The 21,956-nt window shown below is 56.9% G+C and carries 19 protein-coding genes; 11 read left to right on the forward strand and 8 right to left on the reverse strand.

Going from position 1 to position 21,956, the window contains the following annotated elements; translation table 11 throughout:
- From ACP7A4_RS12285 to ACP7A4_RS12300, 4 genes are all read left to right on the forward strand, one after another.
- A complete protein-coding gene (locus ACP7A4_RS12285; RefSeq protein WP_059762823.1) occupies positions 1-1,629 on the forward strand; it encodes an ABC transporter ATP-binding protein in 1,629 nt (542 codons plus the stop codon).
- 186 nt (positions 1,630-1,815) lie between these two features.
- On the forward strand, positions 1,816-2,622 hold the full coding sequence (locus ACP7A4_RS12290) for an ABC transporter substrate-binding protein (RefSeq protein WP_059762824.1): 807 nt from the start codon (positions 1,816-1,818) through the stop codon (positions 2,620-2,622).
- 74 nt (positions 2,623-2,696) lie between these two features.
- A complete protein-coding gene (locus ACP7A4_RS12295) occupies positions 2,697-3,425 on the forward strand; it encodes an amino acid ABC transporter permease (RefSeq protein ID WP_059762825.1) in 729 nt (242 codons plus the stop codon).
- A gap of 3 nt (positions 3,426-3,428) precedes the next feature.
- Positions 3,429-4,115, forward strand: a complete 687-nt coding sequence (locus ACP7A4_RS12300) for an amino acid ABC transporter permease (protein WP_059762826.1) — start codon at positions 3,429-3,431, stop codon at positions 4,113-4,115.
- Positions 4,116-4,170: 55 nt separating this feature from the next.
- Here ACP7A4_RS12300 and ACP7A4_RS12305 read toward each other — a convergent pair whose 3' ends face one another.
- From ACP7A4_RS12305 to ACP7A4_RS12330, 6 genes are all read right to left on the reverse strand, one after another.
- Complete coding sequence (locus ACP7A4_RS12305) at positions 4,171-8,958, reverse strand: RHS repeat-associated core domain-containing protein (RefSeq protein ID WP_426247074.1); 4,788 nt, start codon at positions 8,956-8,958, stop codon at positions 4,171-4,173.
- Positions 8,959-9,002: 44 nt separating this feature from the next.
- A complete protein-coding gene (locus ACP7A4_RS12310) occupies positions 9,003-10,019 on the reverse strand; it encodes a hypothetical protein (protein WP_426247076.1) in 1,017 nt (338 codons plus the stop codon).
- A gap of 437 nt (positions 10,020-10,456) precedes the next feature.
- Positions 10,457-10,792 carry a DUF3325 domain-containing protein gene (locus ACP7A4_RS12315; RefSeq protein ID WP_426247078.1) on the reverse strand — a complete coding sequence of 112 codons (336 nt, stop codon included), beginning with the start codon at positions 10,790-10,792 and terminating at the stop codon, positions 10,457-10,459.
- A 1-nt stretch (position 10,793) separates the two neighbouring features.
- Entirely contained in the window at positions 10,794-12,332 is a 1,539-nt protein-coding gene (locus ACP7A4_RS12320) for a PepSY-associated TM helix domain-containing protein (protein ID WP_426247080.1), read from the reverse strand.
- Positions 12,329-12,619, reverse strand: coding sequence for a hypothetical protein (locus ACP7A4_RS12325; RefSeq protein ID WP_059762831.1), 291 nt, complete (start codon positions 12,617-12,619; stop codon positions 12,329-12,331). The genes ACP7A4_RS12320 and ACP7A4_RS12325 overlap by 4 nt, the downstream gene beginning before the upstream one ends.
- Positions 12,620-12,755: 136 nt before the next feature.
- Positions 12,756-15,014: a FepA family TonB-dependent siderophore receptor gene (locus ACP7A4_RS12330; RefSeq protein ID WP_059762832.1), complete on the reverse strand. Its 2,259-nt coding sequence runs from the start codon at positions 15,012-15,014 to the stop codon at positions 12,756-12,758.
- A 363-nt stretch (positions 15,015-15,377) separates the two neighbouring features.
- Here ACP7A4_RS12330 and ACP7A4_RS12335 point away from each other — a divergent pair, with 363 nt between their 5' ends.
- Together ACP7A4_RS12335 and ACP7A4_RS12340 are read left to right on the forward strand one after the other, a co-directional pair.
- Positions 15,378-15,719 carry an FKBP-type peptidyl-prolyl cis-trans isomerase gene (locus tag ACP7A4_RS12335; RefSeq protein ID WP_203303787.1) on the forward strand — a complete coding sequence of 114 codons (342 nt, stop codon included), beginning with the start codon at positions 15,378-15,380 and terminating at the stop codon, positions 15,717-15,719.
- A gap of 76 nt (positions 15,720-15,795) precedes the next feature.
- A complete protein-coding gene (locus ACP7A4_RS12340) occupies positions 15,796-16,872 on the forward strand; it encodes a DUF1615 domain-containing protein (RefSeq protein ID WP_426247147.1) in 1,077 nt (358 codons plus the stop codon).
- 6 nt (positions 16,873-16,878) lie between these two features.
- Here ACP7A4_RS12340 and ACP7A4_RS12345 read toward each other — a convergent pair whose 3' ends face one another.
- The gene (locus tag ACP7A4_RS12345) at positions 16,879-17,103 is read right to left on the reverse strand and encodes a hypothetical protein (RefSeq protein ID WP_059762834.1); all 225 of its coding nucleotides are present in this window, start codon (positions 17,101-17,103) and stop codon (positions 16,879-16,881) included.
- Positions 17,104-17,258: 155 nt separating this feature from the next.
- Complete coding sequence (locus ACP7A4_RS12350) at positions 17,259-18,605, reverse strand: PLP-dependent aminotransferase family protein (protein WP_426247084.1); 1,347 nt, start codon at positions 18,603-18,605, stop codon at positions 17,259-17,261.
- 86 nt (positions 18,606-18,691) lie between these two features.
- Here ACP7A4_RS12350 and ACP7A4_RS12355 point away from each other — a divergent pair, with 86 nt between their 5' ends.
- The 5 genes from ACP7A4_RS12355 (at position 18,692) to ACP7A4_RS12375 (ending at position 21,946) form a co-directional block, all read left to right on the forward strand.
- Positions 18,692-19,657 carry a threonine dehydratase gene (locus tag ACP7A4_RS12355; protein ID WP_426247086.1) on the forward strand — a complete coding sequence of 322 codons (966 nt, stop codon included), beginning with the start codon at positions 18,692-18,694 and terminating at the stop codon, positions 19,655-19,657.
- 76 nt (positions 19,658-19,733) lie between these two features.
- Positions 19,734-20,135 carry a hypothetical protein gene (locus ACP7A4_RS12360; RefSeq protein ID WP_059762907.1) on the forward strand — a complete coding sequence of 134 codons (402 nt, stop codon included), beginning with the start codon at positions 19,734-19,736 and terminating at the stop codon, positions 20,133-20,135.
- A gap of 119 nt (positions 20,136-20,254) precedes the next feature.
- Positions 20,255-20,587 (forward strand): hypothetical protein, encoded by a 333-nt coding sequence (locus tag ACP7A4_RS12365; RefSeq protein ID WP_059762837.1) that lies wholly within the window; start codon positions 20,255-20,257, stop codon positions 20,585-20,587.
- A gap of 97 nt (positions 20,588-20,684) precedes the next feature.
- A complete protein-coding gene (locus tag ACP7A4_RS12370; protein ID WP_426247088.1) occupies positions 20,685-21,275 on the forward strand; it encodes a UPF0149 family protein in 591 nt (196 codons plus the stop codon).
- Positions 21,272-21,946, forward strand: coding sequence for a hypothetical protein (locus tag ACP7A4_RS12375; protein WP_059762839.1), 675 nt, complete (start codon positions 21,272-21,274; stop codon positions 21,944-21,946). The genes ACP7A4_RS12370 and ACP7A4_RS12375 overlap by 4 nt, the downstream gene beginning before the upstream one ends.
- The last annotated feature ends 10 nt before the right edge of the window (positions 21,947-21,956 follow it).

Below are 21,956 nucleotides of genomic sequence, written 5' to 3' on the forward strand. Positions count from 1 at the left end.
ATGACCAACACATTGATTGAAATACGTGATCTGCGCGTCGGCTTTGCCGGGCGCGAAGTGGTGCACGGGGTCAACCTCGACATCCGCCGTGGCGAATGCCTGGCGCTGGTGGGTGAATCCGGCTCTGGCAAGTCCGTGACCGCACACTCGATTCTGCGCTTACTGCCGGGCAAAGACGTGCAGACCCAAGGCAGCATCCGCTATGACGGCATCGACCTGGTGAATGCCAGCGACGCCCAACTGCGCGGCCTGCGCGGCAACCGCATCGCCATGATCTTTCAGGAGCCGATGACCTCACTCAACCCGCTGCACACCATTGAAAAGCAAATCAGCGAGGTGTTGCTCACCCACAAGGGCCTGAAAAACCGCGCGGCACGGGCACGCACCCTGGAGTTACTGCAACTGGTGGGCATCCGCGACCCGCAAACACGCCTGAAAGCTTACCCGCACCAACTGTCGGGCGGCCAACGCCAGCGGGTGATGATTGCGATGGCGCTGGCCAATGAACCTGAACTGCTGATCGCTGACGAACCCACCACCGCACTGGACGTCACGGTGCAGCAAAAAATCCTCGAACTGTTGATCGACCTGCAACAGCGCCTGGGCATGTCCCTGCTCCTCATCAGCCACGACCTGAATCTGGTGCGCAAAATAGCCCAGCGCGTGTGCGTGATGCGCGGCGGCCAAATCGTTGAGCAAGCCCGGTGCGAAGACCTGTTCCGTGCACCGCAGCACCCTTACAGCCGCATGCTGATTGAAGCCGAACCCAGTGGCACGCCAGTGCCCAGCGACTATCGGCACAACCTGCTGGAAGTCGACAACCTGCGGGTATGGTTTGCGCTGCCCAAGCCGCTGTTCAGCCGCGAGCGTCAGTACGTCAAGGCCGTGGACGGGGTCAGTTTCGAGCTGAAAAAAGGCAGAACCCTGGGCATTGTCGGTGAGTCGGGTTCGGGCAAATCCACCCTGGGTCAGGCCATCCTGCGGCTGGTGGACTCCGAGGGCGACATCCGTTTTGGCAACAAGCAGCTCAACCTGCTGAACCAGAACCTGCTGCGCCCGTTGCGCCGGCAAATGCAGGTGGTGTTTCAAGACCCGTTTGGCAGCCTCAGCCCGCGTATGTCGGTGCAGCAAATCATCGCCGAAGGTTTACTGGCGCATGACATCGGCACGCCCCAGGAGCGCGAAGAGGCGGTGATTCGGGTATTGCACGAAGTGGGACTGGACCCGCAAAGCCGTCACCGTTACCCCCATGAGTTTTCGGGGGGCCAGCGCCAACGCATCTCCATCGCCCGGGCACTGATAATGGAACCCGCCCTGATCCTGCTCGACGAACCGACCTCGGCGCTGGACCGCACTGTGCAAAAACAAGTCGTGGACTTGTTGCGCGACCTGCAACTGCGCCACGGCCTGACCTACTTGTTTATCAGCCACGACCTGGCGGTGGTGCATGCCCTGGCCCACGACATGATCGTCATCAAGGACGGCAAAGTCGTGGAACAAGGGGATGCGCGGACGATCTTCAACCACCCTCAACATCCGTATACCCAAGAGCTGTTACAGGCCAGCAGCTTGAAGCCAATGGCATTGGCAACCGGTGTGACTCCTACCCCACAGGTGCTCTGTAGCTGACGAGGCAGGAGGCTGCGACATGCGGTGTGTCTTAAGCACCGCATGATCGTTGTAGCTTGCCACTTGCTTTTCTCACTGCCTTCATATTCAAAAATGGAATATTCAAATCGTTTTATATTCTTTTTTAAAAGATAAATTTCCTGTAACACTCTCCTCATAACGATTCCAACTCATGATGAGAACGAAATGAAGAAAATCACTGCCCTCACCGCTCTGACCCTGGCTGTACTGTCTGGCCTGGCCCATGCTGATCGTCTGGATGACATCAAAAAGGCCGGTGTGCTGCGTGTGGCGTCGTTCGACAGCAACCCGCCGTTCGGTTTTGTGGATGCTAAAAGCAAGCAAATCGAAGGTCTGGACGTCGATTACGCCAAAGCCATCGCCGACAAACTGGGCGTGAAGTTGCAGTTGCAGCCGACCAACCCGGCCAACCGTGTACCGCTGTTGGTGGCTAATAAAGTGGACTTGGTGCTGGCCAACTTCACCATTACGCCGGAGCGTGCCGAACAGGTGAACTTCAGCATTCCGTATTTTTCGTCCGGCCAGCAGTTCATCGTTAAAAAGGGCACGCTCAAATCCCCCGAAGACTTGAACACCTGGCGCGTAGGTGTCGACAAAGGCACGGTCAACGAAGGCGTGCTGCGGGCCAAGTACCCCGGCGCAAAAGTGGTGGCTTACGATGACACCCCGTTCGCGTTCACTGCGCTGCGCAACGGCAACGTGCAAGCCATTACCCAGGACGGTCCCAAACTCATCGGCTTACTGGCCAACGTGCCGGACAAGGACAAATACGAAGTCCCGCCCTTCACCATTTCCAACGACCTGATTGGCGTGGGCATCCCCAAAGGCGAAACGGCGTTGACCAACGTGGTCAACGAAACCCTGGTTGAACTGGAAGGCAAAGGTCAGGCGCAAACCATTTATGACGCCTGGTTTGGCCCAACCACCAAAACCCCGCTGACCCGTCTGTACAAGATCGGCGACAAGAGCTAAAACCTGCGCGCTGTATCGTTAAGCCCGTCACGGTCAACCGGACGGGTTTGTTTGTTTCTGGATGGACGTTGTTTATGTTCGGTGAACTGCTTGCCCCGCATTACCTGCATTGGCTGCTTGATGGCTTCGTGCTGACGCTGATCCTTTCACTGCTCACCTGTATCGTCGCCACCGGCCTTGGGTTTTTGTTGTGCCTGGCGCGCCTTTCGCCTTCACGGCTGTGGTCATGGCCGGCCCGTGCTTATCTCTCGCTGTTTCGCAACACACCGCTGCTGGTGCAGTTGTTTTTCTGGTATTTCGGCGTCACCGCAATGCTGCCCGAAGGCCTGGTGATGTGGCTCAACCAGCCGCGCAGCCTGTCTGTGGGGCTGTTTGAGATTGAATGGCCGTCGTTTGAATTTCTGGCCGGGTTCTGGGGGTTGATGCTCTACACCGCGGCCTTTATCTGCGAGGAGTTTCGCGCGGGGGTCAGTTCAGTGCGCATCGAGCAGCGGGCTGCCGGGCTGGCCCTGGGTTTGACCGGCACGCAAGTGTGGCGTTACATCGTATTCCCACAGGCTCTGCGCACCGCGCTGGGGCCTTTGTTGGGGCAATACATGAATGCACTGAAAAACTCATCACTGACCATGGCAATTGGCTTGGCCGAATTGTCTTATGCCTCGCGCCAGGTCGAGACTGAAACCTTCAAAACGTTTCAAGCGTTTGGTTTTGCCACCCTCTTGTATGTGGCGAGCATTGCGTTGATCGAAGTGATCGGCCAAATGGTCGCCCGCAGCAAGTGGTACAAGCAGGGAGTGGTGTAAGTCATGGACTTCTCGGTCATTAGCGACAATCTGTCGTACTTTTTGCTCGGGGCTTACCCCGATGGCCCGCTGGGCGGTGCCGCTCTCACGCTGGTGTTGAGTGCGCTGTCAGGCATTATTTCTGCGCTGTTAGGGCTGGTGCTGGGTGTAGCACTGGTGATGATGCGCGGCTGGGGGCGCTGGGTGTTGCTGGGCGTACTGGGGTTTCTGCGCGCGATCCCGGTAGTGATGCTGATTTTCTGGAGCTACTTTCTGCTGCCCATTGTGTTCAAGGTCGATGTGCCTGCGCTGGCCACGGTGGTGTGTGCGCTGTCGTTGATCGGCGGCGCGTACCTGGCGCACTCGGTCTATGCCGGTATCAGTGCGTTGCCGGCTGGCCAGTGGGCGGCGGGCAAAGCGCTGGGTTTGAGCAGTTGGCAGGTGTTGCGCCTGATTATCCTGCCGCAAGCCCTGCCCATGATGCTGCCCTCCTTCCTCAATCAATGGATCTCATTGATCAAGGACACCTCACTGGCATATGTGATCGGCGTCGGCGAGCTGTCGTTTGTAGCCACTCAAGTGAGTAATCGGGTGATGGTGCACCCGACCGAGATTTTCCTGTTTGTGGCGTTGGTGTATTTCGCGTTTTGCAGCAGCCTGGACATCATCGCCAACCGCTGGGTCAACACGCAAAAACCTTCTCACGTTTGACAGACGGTGCACGCCACCCCCGTAAAAGGGGATTGGCGTGCATCATCCACGGGCGTTAAACAGCGTTTCTGATGGTATGTGCCCGATCTTCAAGGTCTTCAAAAAATGCCGCCAGGGGCAGCGTTTTATCCGAGCCGGACAAGTTGCCTCCAGAAAAGTGGGTACTCGCATCCTTCAACCAAGTGCCCAACTGACCCAGGGTTCTTGGCGCCTCATGGCTCGTTACAAACTCACTCACATTGCCATAGTGCTTATGGGCAGCCTTGAGGGCGGTGAACGTATAGCGTGCGTAATCGACACCGCTCTTGGCGTGTGAAACTGCGCTCAATTGCTTATGCAGCTTATTCAAATGTTTAAGCCCCCCATTACCCCGCACAACCGTGTTGGTGTTTGCCAGTGGCCGCACGGCACTGGTCGCGACCGCCCCCGACCATGTTGTGTGGGTAGCGGCCTTTCCCACTCGATCAATTGTTTTAGCCAGCGCAACACTGAGGCCCTTGTTGACGGCTTTCCCTATCGCCCAATTCACACCCGATGCACCGCCAAAAGCCAGGCCGGTATAGAAGAACGCGTTAGCCACGGCTGTATCAGGCGCCAACTCTTCAAGCACCGCCGAAGCAATCGAAATACTCGTGGACACCACCTCATAAACGACGCTGATGACCGACGTCAGCGAGAGTGCGACAGAGGAAGACGCCGCACCAAACGTGAACAGGGTGAGTGCCAGGGAGGCCAGTAAAAGGCCGATGGTGACCCCGAGCTTCACCCCTTGCACCGTCGTCAGGTGGCCGGTCGGATCGCTGAAATTTATGGGGTCGCCCAGGCAATACGCATAAGCATTGAGCCCGCCACCATCAAATACGCTCAAGCTGTCGGGCGAATGAAATCTCATAAGTATCGGGTTGTAAGCACGGTAACCATTGCCCAGCAGATAACAACCGGTGACCGGGTCGGGTAACTCGCCATTGAACCCCAGTAATGAACTCATCCCATCATCCAGCGGCCGGTTGCCATAAGGGGCGTAGGCCAAGTGCGCATCGCCGTGATTGGAAAGTGCGTGCAAGACACTGCCCTGGCTATCGGTGCCCAGCAACGTACAATCGTGTGCTGTCACCTGAGCCATCGCATGGCTCCCCTGCTGGAAATAACTGCACGTCTGCTCTCCCTGAACCTCATTGGCCAGTGAGTCTTCGTGGTAGAAACACGCCTTGGCCACTCCCTGCCCGGGCACAATGCTCTGAATTTTGTCCATTGGGCTGTAGCTGTATTCCACCAGATTGCCCGATGGCGACAATGAATCGCCGCCCACCGAACGCAAGCCACCCAATGCGTCATACGTCAGTACACGGCCCAGCTCATCAGTGAGCTGATGACCGTCGGCATCGTATTCAAATCGACAGTCCAAAGAGCTGTAATCAGGGTGACTGTGGGTCAATTGGCTGAGTTGGGTTCGATCAATGTAGTCATAACCAAACGTTGTGACATCCTCACTGTCTTCGAATCGGGTGGTTAAGGAGCGAATGTTGTCGAGGTAGTCGTACACATAGTCCTGCGACACAAGGACGTTGCCCAGAGGATCGACCGGGGCTTGCGGACCGCTGCAGGTGTATCTCTTCAAGCGCCCTCGGGTGTCGTACTCATAGGTTTCATCGCGCAACACCGCGGGTCCGTCACTCAAGGTTCGCCGCTGGAGTTTGTCCTGCGCCGTAAACGCTTGCTCAAGGACTAGCCGACGATCGTGCTCCAAGATGAACGTGCGGCGAATTTCCCGGGCGAAATCATCATGTACAAGTTCGGTTACCAATCTTCGCCCTGCTTGAGTGTCGTTGACGCTCAGGGTCTTTAGCGCCCCACGTGCATCGTAGCCATAAGCGCTTTTAACGGGTCCTTGTTCAACTTCAGACAACCGCCCGTAAGCGTCATAACGTGAGTGACGGACGCCCCCCGTAATATCGGTGAAGTTGATCGGCTTACCCAATAGAGAGTAGGTGTACGAGGATTCAAATAGCGCCTCCCCGATCACATGCTCTTTGCTCTTGAGTTTGCCCGATGCAAAGTAGGACAAATTTTCCTGGCTATAGGGGTTGGACGCTTGAAGCAACTCGTCATGCGGCGACGCCCGATTGAACGTCGTGGTCAAGTCCGAATACCCCTCGACGGAACGCCGGGCCACTTCGCCTTTGCACACCGGATCAAGCGTGAAGTGGATGATTTTCCCGCTGGCGCAGGTCTTGCTCGACGGTTCTCCACGCCCGCGCTCATAAGTAAAACGTTCGGTTCGCCCGCCGACGGTCGTACTGCTGATGCGCATGAACGCATCGTAAGTACGTGTGCCCAGTACATAGTCATTGGCTTTTATCTGCGTGGGGTAAGGGCCAATACTGTGTGCGCTGTAGAGCCGTGTAATGACGGTGCCGTCGGGTAATACCGATTTAGTCAGGCGCCCAAACACGTCGTAACTGAACTGGTTGAGCAGCCCTGGCGGACTGAGCGTTTCCAGGCACCGGCCCAGTCCGTCATAGGTGAACAGCGTTTTGCCCAGCGAATGGCCTTGCGTATCAATACGCTCAACACTCGCGGGCTTGGCGAAAACATTATTGACGGTGACGGTTTGGCCTGCCCCCTCGATCCATTGTGTGTGGGTGCGGGTTACAGGGTCATGAAGTTCGTGAGTCACGGTGCCATCCGGGCCTGTGACCTGTGAAACATTGCCCCAATCGTCATAACTGAACCCAGTGCGTACTGTGTGCGCCACGCCTTCAAACCAATCTGTCGTGAACTCCTCACTGAGCTGACCCGATGCTGTGTACACCGCGCGATACACCTCACGCATGGGTTTCTCTGTACCGGGATGGTCAAGGTCTTGCATCGCTACATGCACCTTGCGACCCAGGCCATCAAAGGTGGTGGTGTGCTGCCCACCACGCGAATTTACAATCGTGTGACGTGCCTCCCCTTCTGCATCGCTCGGTAAGTGATAGGCGTATTGGCGGGAGGCAGGGTGTGTCGGCGATGCCACGGTTTCGCACTTGAGACGCCCTAAACCATCGTAGGTCGATTCAAGCAGGCTTTGGTCGTGGTCACAGACTTTGACCTCCTGACCGCTCAACTCGTCATACCAGGCCTGCTGCATAGATGAATGACCACCGGCCTCCACGCTCTGACTGACATGCAGACAGCCCTGGGCTTGGGTGTAAGTGTGTGTATAGGTGGTAGCTGCTCCGCCCACGGTGTCGGTCCTGCCACTGACTTTGCCGTATTGGGTCTGCGTCGGATCAGTCACATACCGGTACGTCGTGCGCACGAGCGGCTCAGCCGTGCCGACTTCATATAACTCATCGCTAAGCAGCACAAGGAAGCGTTTACTGCTGCCCTGAAGAGACGGCAGATCCGCGTAGGTGTGCTCTATTCGCGTGCTGGGAGCCGCGCTGAAGGCAGGAGAAGGTATGACTGATTTACTTTTGAGAAAGTGCACAAACCCGGATGGGCTGGCCGGACACCCGGTCTCCCCCGCAGCGGCGTAATACGTATTGATCTCCCTGCCACCTGTCGGGCTCTGCGTTTCCAATAAATTACCTGACGAATCGTAGGAGGTGCGGGTGATCTCTGTTCGGGCATTTTGCGGGCTGCGCATATCGTAGTAGGTGACCGACAGGCTTTTTTGCAGTTGGAAAATAGCCGGTTGTTCGTTAAAACTTTTCCCGTGCGCATCGTGGTAGTCAATGAGCGTGCGTTGAACCTTTGTGCCGATCGTTGTCTGCTGCGAGATCATCAGGTGAAACCGGTTATAAAGCCTCTCAATACGCGTGGACTGTGCCCCTGCAATCATGGTTTCAGTCGACGAATACACATAGTCGCTGGCGTTTTGGTAAAGGTAATCTTCGTTGTCGCTCCAGAGATAACCGGCGCCGTAACCAAAATAGTTATGCCTGGAAAACTCATATTCACGAACAACCGCCGGTTGTCCGGCGCCAGGAGCAATACGCCAGGAGGTCACCACCGGCACCGCTTCTACGGGAGCACCGGGCGGCAATGCATGACCGTAAAGGTTATAACTCAGTGTTTCTACGGCCCCCGCAGGAGTCTGCACGTGCGTCATCAGCAGCGCAGCCGTTTCGCTGGGTTGATAGTCAAATACCCAGTGGGCCGCCTCCCTGCCATGGCGCGTGGTCAGTGATATTTGACGCAGCCAGTTATCACGGATAACAAAGTTAAACTTTCGCGCCTGAAGCAGACTGTCGGGCCACAGCGTGAGGCCCGGCTGGCTGTCCCAGTTGTTATCGCTTTCATATTCAAACCGCAACAAAGACTGATGTTGATCGCGAAGCTCTCGCAGCAACCGTTGCCCCTGAACAATGCTGTAGAAGAAAGAGATATAACGCCCTTCGGGAGAGAAGATTTTAGAAGGCAGCCACTCATCATCTTCTTCACTGGGGCGCGTCAGTTCTTCAACCGTGCCATTTTTATGCTCAATGACCCAAGTGTCTTCACGGATATGGACCTTGACGGTATCAAGCTTTTTGTCCAAAAGACTGACCGTATTGCCGTGGGTGTGTACGTGGTAGCACGTACCCGAAGACAAAGACAGTTTGTGGGTCGTCCGGTTGTACGAACTCAATGGTAAAGACCAGCCCGTTCCCAATCCCGAATTTCGACTATTAAACGCACTGAACACCAGTGCTAGCGGGACGCTCGGCCCACACAAACAATTGCCCAGCACTTCATTCAACGCCAGGTTGCAACTATAAGAACCGGTGCGAGGGTCGACACCGCTTTGAATAAAACTCGAAAAATTGAAAGCGCCAGAATGCAGCGTTCCCGGCCCTTGATTTGATGTCTTCATTGATCACTTCCGTGTGTCTAAAATTCTGGTCTATCTATCACCGCTCACGCTTGAACCATTAACCTGGGTGGCGAGTCATCAGAGGACGCAATTCGGATAGTTTGTAGGTTGCCGTACATGTCAATCACATTGAGGCGCCAGTGGTCATGCTCTTCCCTGAGCTGAGAACGCCCGCCCGTTTTTGCATAGCTCATCAATAACGTCAGTTCGCCGGGAACGTCATAATACTGAGCCACCGCATGTGGCATTTCGAAACTCATGTGCCGTCCATAATGATCAGGACTCGCATTCAAGTACGCTGTTGTGTAATAGCCCAGGTAATCCGGGTGGCGACTGAAGCGCAAAAAAGCAGAAGGGTACACTTCATATATTCTGGCGATGCCAATTCGTTGATTGTCGGCGACTATGCGAAGTGCATAAACATCCAGCTTTGCAATATTGGCCGAGTGATAGGGCCGTTGCGCCACGTATTTGAGGTGAAAGTGATGTCCTTGGTACACGGCAGGCGCTAGAGCATTCAGTGTAATTGTCCCGAATTCCGTTTTTAGCCCCGAGTAAAAGACTTTACCGTCCCGCCGTGTAATCGAGGCTGATAATGAAATAGAAGACGAGGCATTGGTGCTGACGTAAAACTCACGCACTGAAAATTTACTGCCCTCCAGCCCCCCCTTGATCGGCCCATGATAAGGGAACGACTTGAAGCGGGGATCAGGGTCATACACAAACTTCCAGACTTCAACATCATCCGACTTGACCACACTCCACGCCAAAGGTTTGTGGGTATGGGTGTCCACTAATGCAATAGAGGCCAAAGACTGCTCATCGAGATCAACTGGCATATTCAGCGCATTGGTCACGCGGACAAGCACCCGCAGCTTCATCTGCTGCCGGCCGTTACCATACAGTGTATTCCCACCGTCAGCGGCGATGATCTGGAAGTCCTTTACCGTCTCCCATTGTTCGTCGCCTGGCGAGGGGGCTACCTCATTCGAGGGGTGAAGACGCTCATCAAACGAAGCACTCAGTGCCTCTGCCTGTTCAGGCCCAGCATTAATATCCATATTCAATTCCGTCCGTATCGTTATGTTTAAGTCACGCAGCCTTATTAAGACTTGCCCTCAGTAAACCGCTGAGAGACACCTTCATAGCCACTGCGCGTCCTGCATAAACATCAGATTAGAACAGGTTAAATAATTACTAAAAAAGGGCCACCAATAGCAGCCCGACACCAACACTTGGTCAACTTCAGCTCAAGCAGACTTTCCCCTAAAACTGCACAGACAACACGCTTATCTGCGTAGTCCTTTTAGACCGCCGAATCAAAACAAAAACACGCACAACGAAACAATACCCAATTAGGGGTTTTATTATAAAAGACACATTAAACAGCAGACACATACTACAGCGGCAGTCCGCACTGCTTGTGCAGCATGCCTGTTGCTTTAACCGTTATATGAAGTTGGCGCCCCACCTTATTAATACGGGGCGCCGTGGATAATCAAAGAACCGTCACAATCACTGCCCACACCGGCGCAAAGCCCAAAGGCAGCCAAACGGCCAAACGTGGTCGATAAGGCAGCACCATCAGCAAGCCAAAGCCACTGAGCGAAAGCATGCCAAACCACCCTACCGGTCCCATCGCCCACCCCCAGGCAAGCCCGCAGAAGTAAAAGCTCAGCGCCAGGCTGCACCAACCTGCTGCCCGCAACAGATGCCTCAACCCCTCAGGAGGGACTTTTTTCCACACTTGCTTGTAGTGCCGCTCCAGCCCCTGACACAAGGCAAGCATGCCCATATACGCAAAGGCGAAAGCTGCAAAGTAATGCGCCAGCATCTCAATTCACCTCGGCCAATTGAGCCGCCTTTTTGCGCGGCACGCGCTCAACAACCGGTTGCGCGACTTTCCAGCAGGCCCACAACAACAATGCCCCCAACACGACAGCCACCAGCTCAACGCCCAGGCGGCTGGGCAATGTCCAAGGCTGATTGACGGTGAGCAGGCTCAGCAGCGGTAACGTCATGCACATCACACCGGCCAACCCCAATTGCTCACGCCACGCCTGCATGCGTGGCCTGAACAACGCGTGGCCCAGACTCAATGCCCACACGCAAAAAAACACATTCAGCTCAGCATCACTGCGCTCGGCCAGGCTGACCGGTAACAGACGATTCCCCCACAGCAGGCTGATACAGGCCAGGCTCAAGCCAGCCATGACCGTGACGTTAATGGCCTCGACCAAGCGATAGAGCACCTGCGCGACCTGGTTTTCATTGGCGTATTTGCGCCGACGCTTGACGGTGAACAGCACCAGCCCGCTGGCGATCATCGCACTGCTGATCAAGCCGCAAATAAAGTACAGCCAACGCATCGGGTAGCCGCCGAATTGAGCGAAGTGCAGACCGGAAATAACCTTGTGCGTGAGCACGCTGGAACGCATGTCGGTCGGGCCGGACAACGGCTCACCGCTGACCCCGTCGAAACGCATGCCCTGACCTTTGGCCAACGCAATGCGGTTACCCAGCAGGGGGCGTATCTGAATCTCTGCATTACTTTGCCCCGGGTTAGTAATGCTGACACTACTCAAAGGCCCCATCACCTCACGGGCCTTGCTCAATAACGGCCCCAGGGCCACCAAAGGTGCAGGCTCAATCGTCGCCGCGTGCTTGACCTCAAGCGCGGGTGGCGTGCGGTCCTGGGCTTTGAAAAACGCCTCCCGGTTGCCATCAAACAGCGCGTCCATCGCCGCGGGCATGTAGATCACCAGGAAAATCGCCAGCCCGCTGTACGTAATCATTAAGTGGAACGGTAGCAACAACACCGCGCTGGCATTGTGAGCGTCCAGCCACGAACGTTGACCCTTGGCCGGGCGAAAGGTGAAGAACTCCTTAAAGAATTTTTTGTGAATCACGATACCGCTGACCAGTGCCGCCAGCATGCCCATCGCCAACGCGCCCACCAGATAAATCCCGAGCATGCCCGGCATGTGCAGGGTGAAATGAAAGAAGAAAAAGAAAAAGCCGCCAGCAGTTTCACGCACCGGCAACACCTCGCCGGTATTGGGGTCCAGCGTCACCGACACCCCGTCGCGGCGCCCACCGGTCGAGGCTTGCAGGCTGGGCGTGCGTTCATTGGGCAAGCTGATGCCCCACTGCTTGGCGTCAGGCTTGTGCTCACGTAAATAGCCCAAGGCACGTTCGGCTGCTTGTTCGTCACTTAAGTGATGCGCAGGCAGTTCGGGTTGCATCCAGTTATCAATTTCCTGATCGAACACGGCCAGGCTGCCGGTCAGGAAAATCACGAACAACAACCAGCCCACGATCAGGCCACCCCACGTGTGCAGCCAGGCCATGGATTGAGTCAGGGTCTGTTTCATACAAGGCGCTCCAGCAGTTGCGGCCAAAACCCGATGACCGCCAATGGTAGTGCGAGTACCGCGCCCATCCACGCCGACCATTGCCGTTTAGCGGCAAACGCCCAGAGGATGGCAAAGGTGTAAATGAGGAATGACAGCAGGCTGGCGACGATCAACGCATCCACGTTGTCCAGCGGTAATAACCGGGCCAGCGCCGCCGTAAAGGCATAGGTGAACACATAACCGCCCACCAGTGCTGCCAGTGTGCGAGAAACAATGGGTACCCAGGCCGATGTTGCGAGTTTCATCGTTTAAATCCTTCATTGCGCGCCAGCCACGGTTTTGCCAGTGCCAGATGTGACAACGGCGCGGCACCCGTAAAAGGGTGTCGCGCCTGTAAATGCCGGCACTGTCGCAAGCACAGTGCTAAGGCGATTGAGGTGATCAGAACGAGGTGGTCACCGATGCAAAGTAAGCGCGACCCGGCTCGTTGTAGGTTTGGGCGCCCGCTTCATCCGAGTTGCCTTTGCGGTACAGCTGTTTGTCGAACAGGTTATTGATGCCCAACCGCACGCTGAGATTCTTGTTGAACTCATAGCCCCCGCTCAACCCCACAAGACCGTAGGGGTCGATCGGTTGTTGAACTGATTTGTTGAGCTCTTCGTTGGCGCGGTTATTACGTTTAGGGGCTTCCTGTTTGCCGTAGTACGTCCCGCTGACCTGAAACGACAGTTTCTCGGTGGCGTACCAGTCCAGCGTCGTGTTGACCGTGTACTTGGGAATGATACTCAACGGATCGCCGGTTTCCTTGTCTTTGCTCTCGATCATGTAGGTCAGGTTGGTGTTCCAGTCCAGGTCGTCACGCAGATTCACGAACAGGTTGCCTTCGATCCCCTGAACGATGGCTTTGCCACTGTTATCCCATTGGTAGACACGGCGACCATTGGGCAAACGGTAAGCCGCTTCGTTGCTGGCGTTGATCTTGTTCTGATAGTCATTGCGGAAATAAGTACCGCTGGTGCGCCATGTGCCTTTGTCGAAGGCCAGGCCAATTTCTTTATTGACACTGATTTCAGGTTTCAAGCCCGGGTTACCCACCAGGTAGCACCCGCCGATATTGACTTCGACCGAGCTGCAACCGGCGCCGCGGCTGTACAACAGGTAGTTGGGGTTTGACTGATACAAGTTCGGGGTTTTGTAGGCGCGTGCAATACCGCCCTTGATGCTCAGTTCGTCCGTAAGTTGATGCGACGCATTGAGGCTTGGACTCCAGTTACCACCAAATTCGCTGTGATGGTCGAAACGCACACCTGGCGTGATGATGGTTTTGGCACCGGCCTCAATGTTGTCTTCCACATAAAATGCATAACTGTTGGCGGTGGTTTTGGTTTGCGTACGGTCCTGCCCCGCAATACCTGGCGTACCATCGCTGCCCGGATCCCAGCTCTGTGGACGCAACGAACCCGGGTCATTCAATGACTCATACAAGTACTCGCCACCTACGGTCAGCACCTGCTCCGTCAGCACGCTCAACGGCACGTTGACCTCGCCCGTTGCGCGCGTGTTGCGCAAGCGTGACTCGAACGTGCCCGCACTCTCAGACGGCGCACCTTCACCATAGCCGGCCAAGCCTTCGTTCAGCCGGGCATTACGGGTCAAGTCATGGGTTAACGAGGCTTTGGTCGATCCCCAGTCAAACGAGCCGTTGTGAGTGGCCGAGAATGTGCTGCGTTGCAGGATGCTGGTTTCTTTACCGGTCAAACTGTTTACGTAATCACCGCCGCTGTTGAGCATGGTGTCGCCGGCAAAGATGTTGCCCTGACGGCTGTAACTGGCTTCAAGATCCAGCGATTGTTCGGGGGTGAACTGCCAGCTGAGCAAGCCATTGATGTCTTTGTTGCGCACGCCTTCACGGCCTGCAACCACACTGTCGCGCGAAGCCTGCTCGGCAGTGTTGATAGCCGCGTCATCCGCGTCGGTTTTGTTCATCCCGCCGTAGACGCGAAACACCAGATCGTCCGTGATCGGCCCGCTGAGGTTGAAATTGGTACGTTTGCTGATACCTTCAGCGTCGTCTTCCGGGGCCAGGTAGTAGGCGGTCAACGAGCCTTTAAGCTTATCGGTAGGGCGTTTGGTGATGATGTTGACCACCCCGCCCATCGCGCCCGAGCCGTAGCGTGCAGCGGCTGGACCACGCAAGATTTCGATGCGCTCGACTTCTTCGGCAGGCACCCAGTTGGTTTCGCCACGGGTGTCGCGGTCGCCGCTCCAGCCATAACGCACCGCGTTGCGCGACGACGACGGTTTGCCGTCAATCAGGATCAAGGTGTTTTCAGGGCCCATGCCCCGCAAGTCAATCTGGCGATTGTTGCCACGGCTGCCACTGGTGCTGTTGCCGGTCAGGTTGACGCCCGGCTCACGGCGCATGATCTCGGAGAGGTCATTGGCGGGCGGACGCTTCTTGATGTCTTCGGCGGTAATGATGGACACACCAGGGGCTTGCTTGAGCTCTTGGGCGGCGGTGCCCAGAACGCGAGTTTCTTCCAGCTCCAACGCCTGCTTTGTGCCATCGACCGGTAAATCAGTCGCCTGTACCGGGACCTCATCGCGATCACGTTCCAGCACATCGGCGAGTAACGTGGGTGATGCCAGGGCGGCCACAAAAGCGAGTGACATTTGACTGCGTTTGAATCGAGACGACATGTCCAGTTGATCCCTTAACAATGGAGTGTGCTCAGCAGGCGTAAGACTGGAATCGCATGCGCAAGGCTCTAAATGGGCCTGATGCAGATGAGCTTTTCCCGGCACTGCCAGGACGCCAATAATAACCAGTCTCATTTGAGAGTAAAGCGCGAATGACAATGCAACTCATTGTTAAGTTCCCTGACCCTCACTCGATTCACACCTTTGCCCGATAAAAAAGGTTGCTGGGGCACGCCAAGTCTGAGAAAACGCCATCCTGCTCACGCTAAGGAAGGCGAACTGCCAAGTTGTTACATTTTGTGTATTGATTGCGTCTCCTCACGACATCGGCAATACACCCTTCCCACTTTTTGAGAAAACAGCATGACCCAAGAACTACACATCACTGATCTCGCAGTGGGCGACGGTAAAACCGTGGTTAAAGGTGCACTGATCACCACCCATTACACCGGCTGGCTCGCAGACGGCACGGTGTTTGACTCCTCCCACTCGCGCGGCAAGCCTTTCCAATGCGTCATCGGTACGGGGCGCGTAATCAAGGGCTGGGACTTGGGACTGATGGGCATGCAGGTCGGCGGCAAGCGTGCGCTGAAGGTGCCTGCGCATTTGGCCTATGGTGAAAGAAGCATGGGCGCGCATATCACACCGAACTCTGATCTGACCTTTGAGATCGAACTGCTCGAAGTGCTGACGCGCGACGACTGACACGCAGCAGCAGGTTTTATGTTTTTTAGGGAGATAGCGCTTGGTGAATCGATTTGGCCTGCACTTTTTATCACTTATGTCGTTGGCTGTTATTGCAGGTTGTAGCAGCCAGAGCACGCAGACAGGCCCCCACCTGACGCCTGAACAAACGCGGGCGCGAGTCGTGCAACTCATGCCGTCTACGGTCGCGGACCGTCAGGGGTGGGCAGCCGATATCCAGGTCGCCTTTGTTGCACAAGCACTGGCCCCCTCCGACGAGAACTTGTGCTCGGTACTGTCGGTTACCGAACAGGAGTCGACGTTTCAGGCCGATCCGCCCGTACCGGGGCTGGCGAAAATCGCCCGCACTGAAATCAACCGCCGCGCCAGCAAACTGCACATTCCCGAATTTCTGGTGCGCAGCGCGCTGAACATCACCTCACCGACAGGCAAAACCTACAACCAGCGCCTGGATGCGGCCCGTACCGAAGGCCAGTTAAGCGCCATTTTCGATGATTTCATTGGCATGGTGCCGCTGGGCAGCACGCTGTTTGGCAGCCTCAACCCGGTGCACACAGGCGGACCGATGCAAGTGAGCATCGCCTTTGCCGAGCAACACGCGCAGGAATACCCGTACCCGGTGGCACAGTCGATTCGTCACGAAGTGTTCACCCGGCGCGGCGGTTTGAACTTCGGCATCGCCCATTTGCTGGGTTACCCCGTCGATTACACCCAGTCGCTGTATCGCTTTGCTGACTTTAATGCGGGCTGGTACGCCAGTCGCAATGCCGCCTTTCAGGCTGCGGTTAGCCAGGTTTCAGGCTTACCGCTGGCGCTGGATGGTGATCTGACCATTCCGGGGTCCTACGCCGTGGGATCGACTGAGCGGGCCGTACGGCTGCTGGGTAAACAACTGGGGCTCAATGACAATGCGATTCGGCGTCAACTGGAGAAAGGCGACAGCCTGGCGTTCAATGATACCGCTCTGTACCGGCAGGTCTTTGCGCTGGCGGACCGCCAACAAGGCGCCCCGCTGCCCCGCGCCGTGCTGCCGGGCATTACGCTGCAAAGCCCGAAAATCACCCGCAACCTGACCACCGCCTGGTTTGCCAAACGGGTCGATGAACGGCGCCAGCGCTGTATGACACGTGCCGGGGCCGCGCCCCTCAAATAGCCTGGGTCAAAGCGTGTACTGCTTGAACAACTCTTCCTTGATGATCAGCAGTGCATCTTCGTAGTAGCGCTCGCCTCTTGCCTCGCTGAGCAATACCGAGCGCACGCTGCCTTCGCCGATGCTGGGGGTGTGCTCGCAGGTCAGGTAAAACTGCGCGGTGTCGGGCTTGAATTCCAGGTAATAAAACAACTCGCGACCTTCACGGTGCCAGTAACCGATTTCTCTGCGCATAGGGGCCTTGTGACGGATGAATTGGGAAGGTGACAACGGCGTGCGTAGCCGTTGCCGAAGGCAAGGTTCGATTGCGAAGCGATCGTAAACCCGATGACCGCGCTGTGCCAGATGCGCCAGATCACAAGGTGTTCGACCGCTGCGTGCCCTGCTGTTCAGCGGTCACTCAAGCGTTCAGCCACGCGATGCAGCGCCACACTCAAGCTTTGGGCATTGGGGGCTGCCGTCAAGCTGATGCGCAGGGCATTGGCGGTGGTGGATTTAACCGCGAACACTTGCGCGGGCACCCCCTCCATTCCTGCCGCACGCCACGTGTGCACCAGCGGTGTGTCACCGTCTGCCAACTGGAGCCAGATGTGCGGCGATGGGCTATGGGTTTGCTCCATCATCGGGCCCAACAGTTTTTTGGCTAACCGCCAACGCCGCGTGACTTCGCCGGTTTGCCACGCGACGCGCTGTTGCGCGATGCCTTGGCTGATCCAGTGACAGCCAATCGCCAGATTGATGGACGAAAGCCCCCAGTGCGCCGATTGAGCGTGAGGATCAATGCGTGCAAGCACATCGGGGCTGGCCGCGATCCAGCCCAAGCGCAAACCCGCGCCCACTGTCTTGGACAAGCTGCTAATCAATACACCCTGTTGCGCCAGGTAGTGGCACAGCGGCGGGCTGAGGGTCAGTGCACCGTACACGTCATCTTCAATCACCCTGACCCCGTGATGCAGGGCAATCCGGGCAATCGCCTGTTTGCGCTCAACACTCATCACCGCTGAGGTGGGGTTTTGCAGCGTGGGCGTGAGTACGGCAATGCGCGCTCCGGTGGCGCGAATCATGCGGTCAAAGTCCTCCGGGACGATGCCTTGCTGATCAAGCAGTACGCCGTGCATCGGCAAGCGCAATTGCGCACACGCCGCTTTTATTCCCGGCGCGGTAAAGGCTTCGACCAACACCGGCTCGCCCGTCTGACACAGCGACAGCAACACCGTAAACAGGCCCTGCTGCGCCCCCGTACACAACATGAGGTGTTCAACCGGCAGTTGCAGGCCGCGCGCGGTGAGCCACGCGGCCCCCTGCGCCCGCGCCAACACGAGATCGTCAGCGCTCAAATACCCTTGCAAACGCTTGGCCTGACCCGTTTCGAGCAGCCATGACAGCGCGTGGGCATCCTCTTCGCTGGCGTGATTGATCGCCGGCACGTTGGTGCGCAAGTCCAGACGTTCGGGCTGAGCGTCGGCATGCTGCAATTTGAACAACGTGGCTTCTTTGCTGCCGGCCAGTACATAGGTGCCGCGCCCCACTTCACCCGACACCAGATGACGCCGCGCCGCTTCGCGATAGGCTTGCAGGGTGGTGCTGGGGTTCCAGCCCAATGCCCAGGCCAAACGCCGTTGCGGCGGCAAACGCTCGCCGGGGGCTAACTCGCCAGTGGCTATGGCTTGGGTAATTGCATCGACCAACGCCAGATAACGCGGCTGCTGGGGGTCAATCAGGGTGGGCATCCACATTTATTGTCGGCCATGCAATATAAGGATCGGCCCATACAATGCTTCGTGCCTAGAATCGAGTCAAACCTTCGATAACGGTGCCCGCCATGTTTGATTTGAATGCTCTTCGCCTTGCTGCGCACGCAGTTCACCAAAGCATGGCCCCCACCCCGCAACTGGCCTGGCCGTTATTGGCTGAGCAGTTGGGCTTAGCGGTGTGGGTCAAACATGAAAATCACACCCCGACCGGCGCCTTCAAAGTGCGTGGAGGCTTGCTGTATGTGCAGGGTTTACTGGCGCGCGAACCCGCCACGACCGGTCTGGTGACGGCTACACGCGGCAATCACGGGCAAAGCCTGGCACTGGCGGCGCGGCACATGGGCCTGGCAATCAGCATCGTGGTGCCCGACGGTAATTCGCGGGAAAAGAACGCCGCCATGCGGGCCTTGGGGGCCAACGTGATCGAATTCGGCAACGACTTTGACGAAGCCCGCGCCGAAGCCGCAGCACTGGCTGAGCGCCATCAACTTCATCTGGTACCGGCGTTTCACCCTGACCTGATTCGCGGTGTCGCCACCTATGCGCTGGAACTGTTTGAAGCCGTGGCCGATTTGCACACCGTGTATGTGCCCATCGGCATGGGTTCGGGCATTTGCGGGCTGATCCAGACCCGCGATCTGCTGGGGCTAAACACCGAAATAGTGGGCGTGGTGTCCCAGCATGCCGATGCATTTGCGCAAAGTGTCGAGCAAGGTCATGTGGTGTGCACCGACACCGCCCACACGTTCGCCGACGGCCTGGCCTGTCGTCAGCCATTGCCTGAAGCGTTGGCGATTATTGCTCGCGGCGCAGCGCGAATCATCCGGGTGTCTGACCGCGAGATTGCGCACGCGATACGCGTCTGTCATCAAACCACCCACAACACGGCAGAAGGCGCCGGAGCAGCAGCGCTGGCGGGCTTGATCAAAGAACAGTCGCAGCAACAAGGTCGACGCGTGGCCGTCATTTTAAGCGGTGCCAACATCGACCGGCAGTTGTATGCAGGGATTTTGAGTGAAGGCTTCGATGCCTGAGCCATGACCCGCAGGCCACTGCTGCCGCGTAATCAGGCGCTCGGCAAAGCACCTCAATCTGGCTATGCTCAATGGCATGACTCCACCTTTAGCCATCCGCCAACCTTGCCCACCGGGTGTTTGCATCTGCGAGCGCGAACAGTTGCTGGGCGAAGTTGGCGCAGACCTGCGCATTCTCAAGCTCAACCGGCAGGCTGAAAAAGAGTTGTTGGAGCGTCTGGAAAATGTGCAAAGCCTGGATGAACTCGAACACTTACGCCGCCGTTTACAAGAACAACTGGGTATTAAGCTGACCCTGGAGCCCGGCTTTAATGAGGTGAGGACCATGCGCGGCATCGCCATACGGCTGGCCGATCAACCCGGGCTGTGCCGAAAAACCCGTCAAACAATCCCCGCGGCCATCCGTCGTGCCCTGGAACGACGTCCTGAGATTGCTTATCGACTGCTCGATGACCACGACTTGCTGCGCGACACCTAAATCGCTATTCGATACTCATTCACAAAAAAGCCGTTATTTGCCTCGTGCTGGAAGATTTAACTTGCCTATGTGTCAACGCTGAAATATAAGCCCGTCTTTCACATTAATAGAGTCATCCCATGAGCACCGGATTCACCGAGGACGAAATGCGCAGAGCACTCGGCCTTGATACACCCACACCCCCTGCTGCCCCTGCATCCAAGCCTGAACCCCAATTGCCTGAAGCCGACGCTGAGCCCGCCAAGGTGGCTGCGCGCGCGCCTGTAAAGCGCAGAGGTCCGGTATTGCGCGTCACGATGAACGTGAGCAAAGAATACGATGGCGAAGTGACCCAGTTCATTCACGACTCAAAATCCCTGAGCCGTTTCGATGCTGAGCAGGAAGCCAAAAAAGCCTTGGCCAAAGCCAGGTTCAAATATTACGAATTGGCCTCGATCGTTAAAGTCGACTGAGCCATTCGGCACGCGCACTGGATTAACGCTGCCTCAAGCGCCATCCTGCGCGCCCTTTCAAAGCGCAACCCATCGCGCCCGGCACAGGAAACCGTCCATGCAAGCTCAACCCTTGAACGCTGCCGACTTCTCGCTTATCGAAAACACGCTGCTCAAACACGGCAACGACCATAGCGTCCTCAATCCCAGTGAGCTCGACGGCTATTTCACGGCTCTGGTTTCAGGGCCCAAACACGTAGAGATCGAGGCGTGGTTCCCGGCGATCTGGGGCGGACAGCATCCTGACTGGGAAAGCCCCGAAGAAGCCCGCCAGTTCTTCGACCTGTGCGTGCGCCACATCAACACGCTGGCACGCCAACTGGCTGAAGAACCGCACGCATTTGTGCCGCGTTGCGAGCAGACCGAACACCAGGGCCACACCGTAACCCTGGCCGAAGAATGGTGTTTCGGCTACTTGCGCGGGGTGCAGGTTGCCAGCTGGCCGCCTCTGCCTACCCCGCAGGCAGAATTACTGGGCGCCATTTCTGACTGCGCCGAACAAGACAACTTTGAACTGCCCGCCGATCTGGACGTCGCTTCTCACCAACAACAGGTCGCTGAACTGGCTCCGGCGGTGCGCGCTCTGCATGACTATTGGCTGAGCCTGCGTGCCCCAACACTTCACGCCCCGCAGATAAAGGCCCCATGACGCTTCTTACTCACTTTGATACGCCGGTCAGTGAACCGATCAGTAGCCAGATTTTGCAACGGGTCGTGGACCAGCTTACCGAGCTGAGCATGATGGAAATCACGCCGAGCAACCCGCTGTACAACCTTTACCAGTACGCCATCGGCTACGAAGTGCACTTGTACCTGCAAGCGCTGGACGGCACTAAAGGGATAAGCGTGGAGCTGATCGTCGCGACCGATGCTCAAGCCCCGGATACCGTGACCGGCTTCGCCCTGTACCTGCCGGTCAAGGATGATCCTCAGGCCTGCGGTATCGCTTACATGGCCGCCAGCACCCCCGCCGTCACGCAAGCCATGGTGCAGCAGGTCATTGCACGTTACCCGCACACCGAACTCACGTGCAGTGTGCGCAACGTGGAGCAATACGAAGCGATGGGCTTTCAAGTACTAGGCTCCCGTGGCCCACGTGTGCTGATGAACACCCGCGATCACTGCACGGACGGGCTGATGGGCGTGCTGGATGTGTCGGCGGTCTACAGCTCTACCGAGGTGCGTCAGATTCACACGTACCTGCTCAATCGCAACGGTAAAAAAGCGATGGTGGAGGCCGAAAAAAAGCGTGATCGCCAGATCGATCTATTGACGCTCAAAGCCCGCACTTTCGTGGCCGAACGGCTGGGGCGCGCGTAACTGCTCCCTG

The sequence above is a fragment of the Pseudomonas sp. TWR3-1-1 genome, from assembly GCF_049896545.1.
In the GTDB taxonomy this organism is placed as follows: Bacteria; Pseudomonadota; Gammaproteobacteria; order Pseudomonadales; family Pseudomonadaceae; genus Aquipseudomonas; species Aquipseudomonas weihenstephanensis.

Excerpts from the sequence above, each read along its gene's own strand:
- ACP7A4_RS12285 (WP_059762823.1), top strand. The coding sequence starts at position 1 with ATGACCAACACATTGATTGAAATACGTGATCTGCGCGTCGGCTTTGCC.
- ACP7A4_RS12290 (WP_059762824.1), top strand. The coding sequence starts at position 1,816 with ATGAAGAAAATCACTGCCCTCACCGCTCTGACCCTGGCTGTACTGTCT.
- ACP7A4_RS12295 (WP_059762825.1), top strand. The coding sequence starts at position 2,697 with ATGTTCGGTGAACTGCTTGCCCCGCATTACCTGCATTGGCTGCTTGAT.
- ACP7A4_RS12300 (WP_059762826.1), top strand. The coding sequence starts at position 3,429 with ATGGACTTCTCGGTCATTAGCGACAATCTGTCGTACTTTTTGCTCGGG.
- ACP7A4_RS12305 (WP_426247074.1), bottom strand. The coding sequence starts at position 8,958 with ATGAAGACATCAAATCAAGGGCCGGGAACGCTGCATTCTGGCGCTTTC.
- ACP7A4_RS12310 (WP_426247076.1), bottom strand. The coding sequence starts at position 10,019 with ATGGATATTAATGCTGGGCCTGAACAGGCAGAGGCACTGAGTGCTTCG.
- ACP7A4_RS12315 (WP_426247078.1), bottom strand. The coding sequence starts at position 10,792 with ATGCTGGCGCATTACTTTGCAGCTTTCGCCTTTGCGTATATGGGCATG.
- ACP7A4_RS12320 (WP_426247080.1), bottom strand. The coding sequence starts at position 12,332 with ATGAAACAGACCCTGACTCAATCCATGGCCTGGCTGCACACGTGGGGT.
- ACP7A4_RS12325 (WP_059762831.1), bottom strand. The coding sequence starts at position 12,619 with ATGAAACTCGCAACATCGGCCTGGGTACCCATTGTTTCTCGCACACTG.
- ACP7A4_RS12330 (WP_059762832.1), bottom strand. The coding sequence starts at position 15,014 with ATGTCGTCTCGATTCAAACGCAGTCAAATGTCACTCGCTTTTGTGGCC.
- ACP7A4_RS12335 (WP_203303787.1), top strand. The coding sequence starts at position 15,378 with ATGACCCAAGAACTACACATCACTGATCTCGCAGTGGGCGACGGTAAA.
- ACP7A4_RS12340 (WP_426247147.1), top strand. The coding sequence starts at position 15,796 with ATGTCGTTGGCTGTTATTGCAGGTTGTAGCAGCCAGAGCACGCAGACA.
- ACP7A4_RS12345 (WP_059762834.1), bottom strand. The coding sequence starts at position 17,103 with ATGCGCAGAGAAATCGGTTACTGGCACCGTGAAGGTCGCGAGTTGTTT.
- ACP7A4_RS12350 (WP_426247084.1), bottom strand. The coding sequence starts at position 18,605 with ATGTGGATGCCCACCCTGATTGACCCCCAGCAGCCGCGTTATCTGGCG.
- ACP7A4_RS12355 (WP_426247086.1), top strand. The coding sequence starts at position 18,692 with ATGTTTGATTTGAATGCTCTTCGCCTTGCTGCGCACGCAGTTCACCAA.
- ACP7A4_RS12360 (WP_059762907.1), top strand. The coding sequence starts at position 19,734 with ATGACTCCACCTTTAGCCATCCGCCAACCTTGCCCACCGGGTGTTTGC.
- ACP7A4_RS12365 (WP_059762837.1), top strand. The coding sequence starts at position 20,255 with ATGAGCACCGGATTCACCGAGGACGAAATGCGCAGAGCACTCGGCCTT.
- ACP7A4_RS12370 (WP_426247088.1), top strand. The coding sequence starts at position 20,685 with ATGCAAGCTCAACCCTTGAACGCTGCCGACTTCTCGCTTATCGAAAAC.
- ACP7A4_RS12375 (WP_059762839.1), top strand. The coding sequence starts at position 21,272 with ATGACGCTTCTTACTCACTTTGATACGCCGGTCAGTGAACCGATCAGT.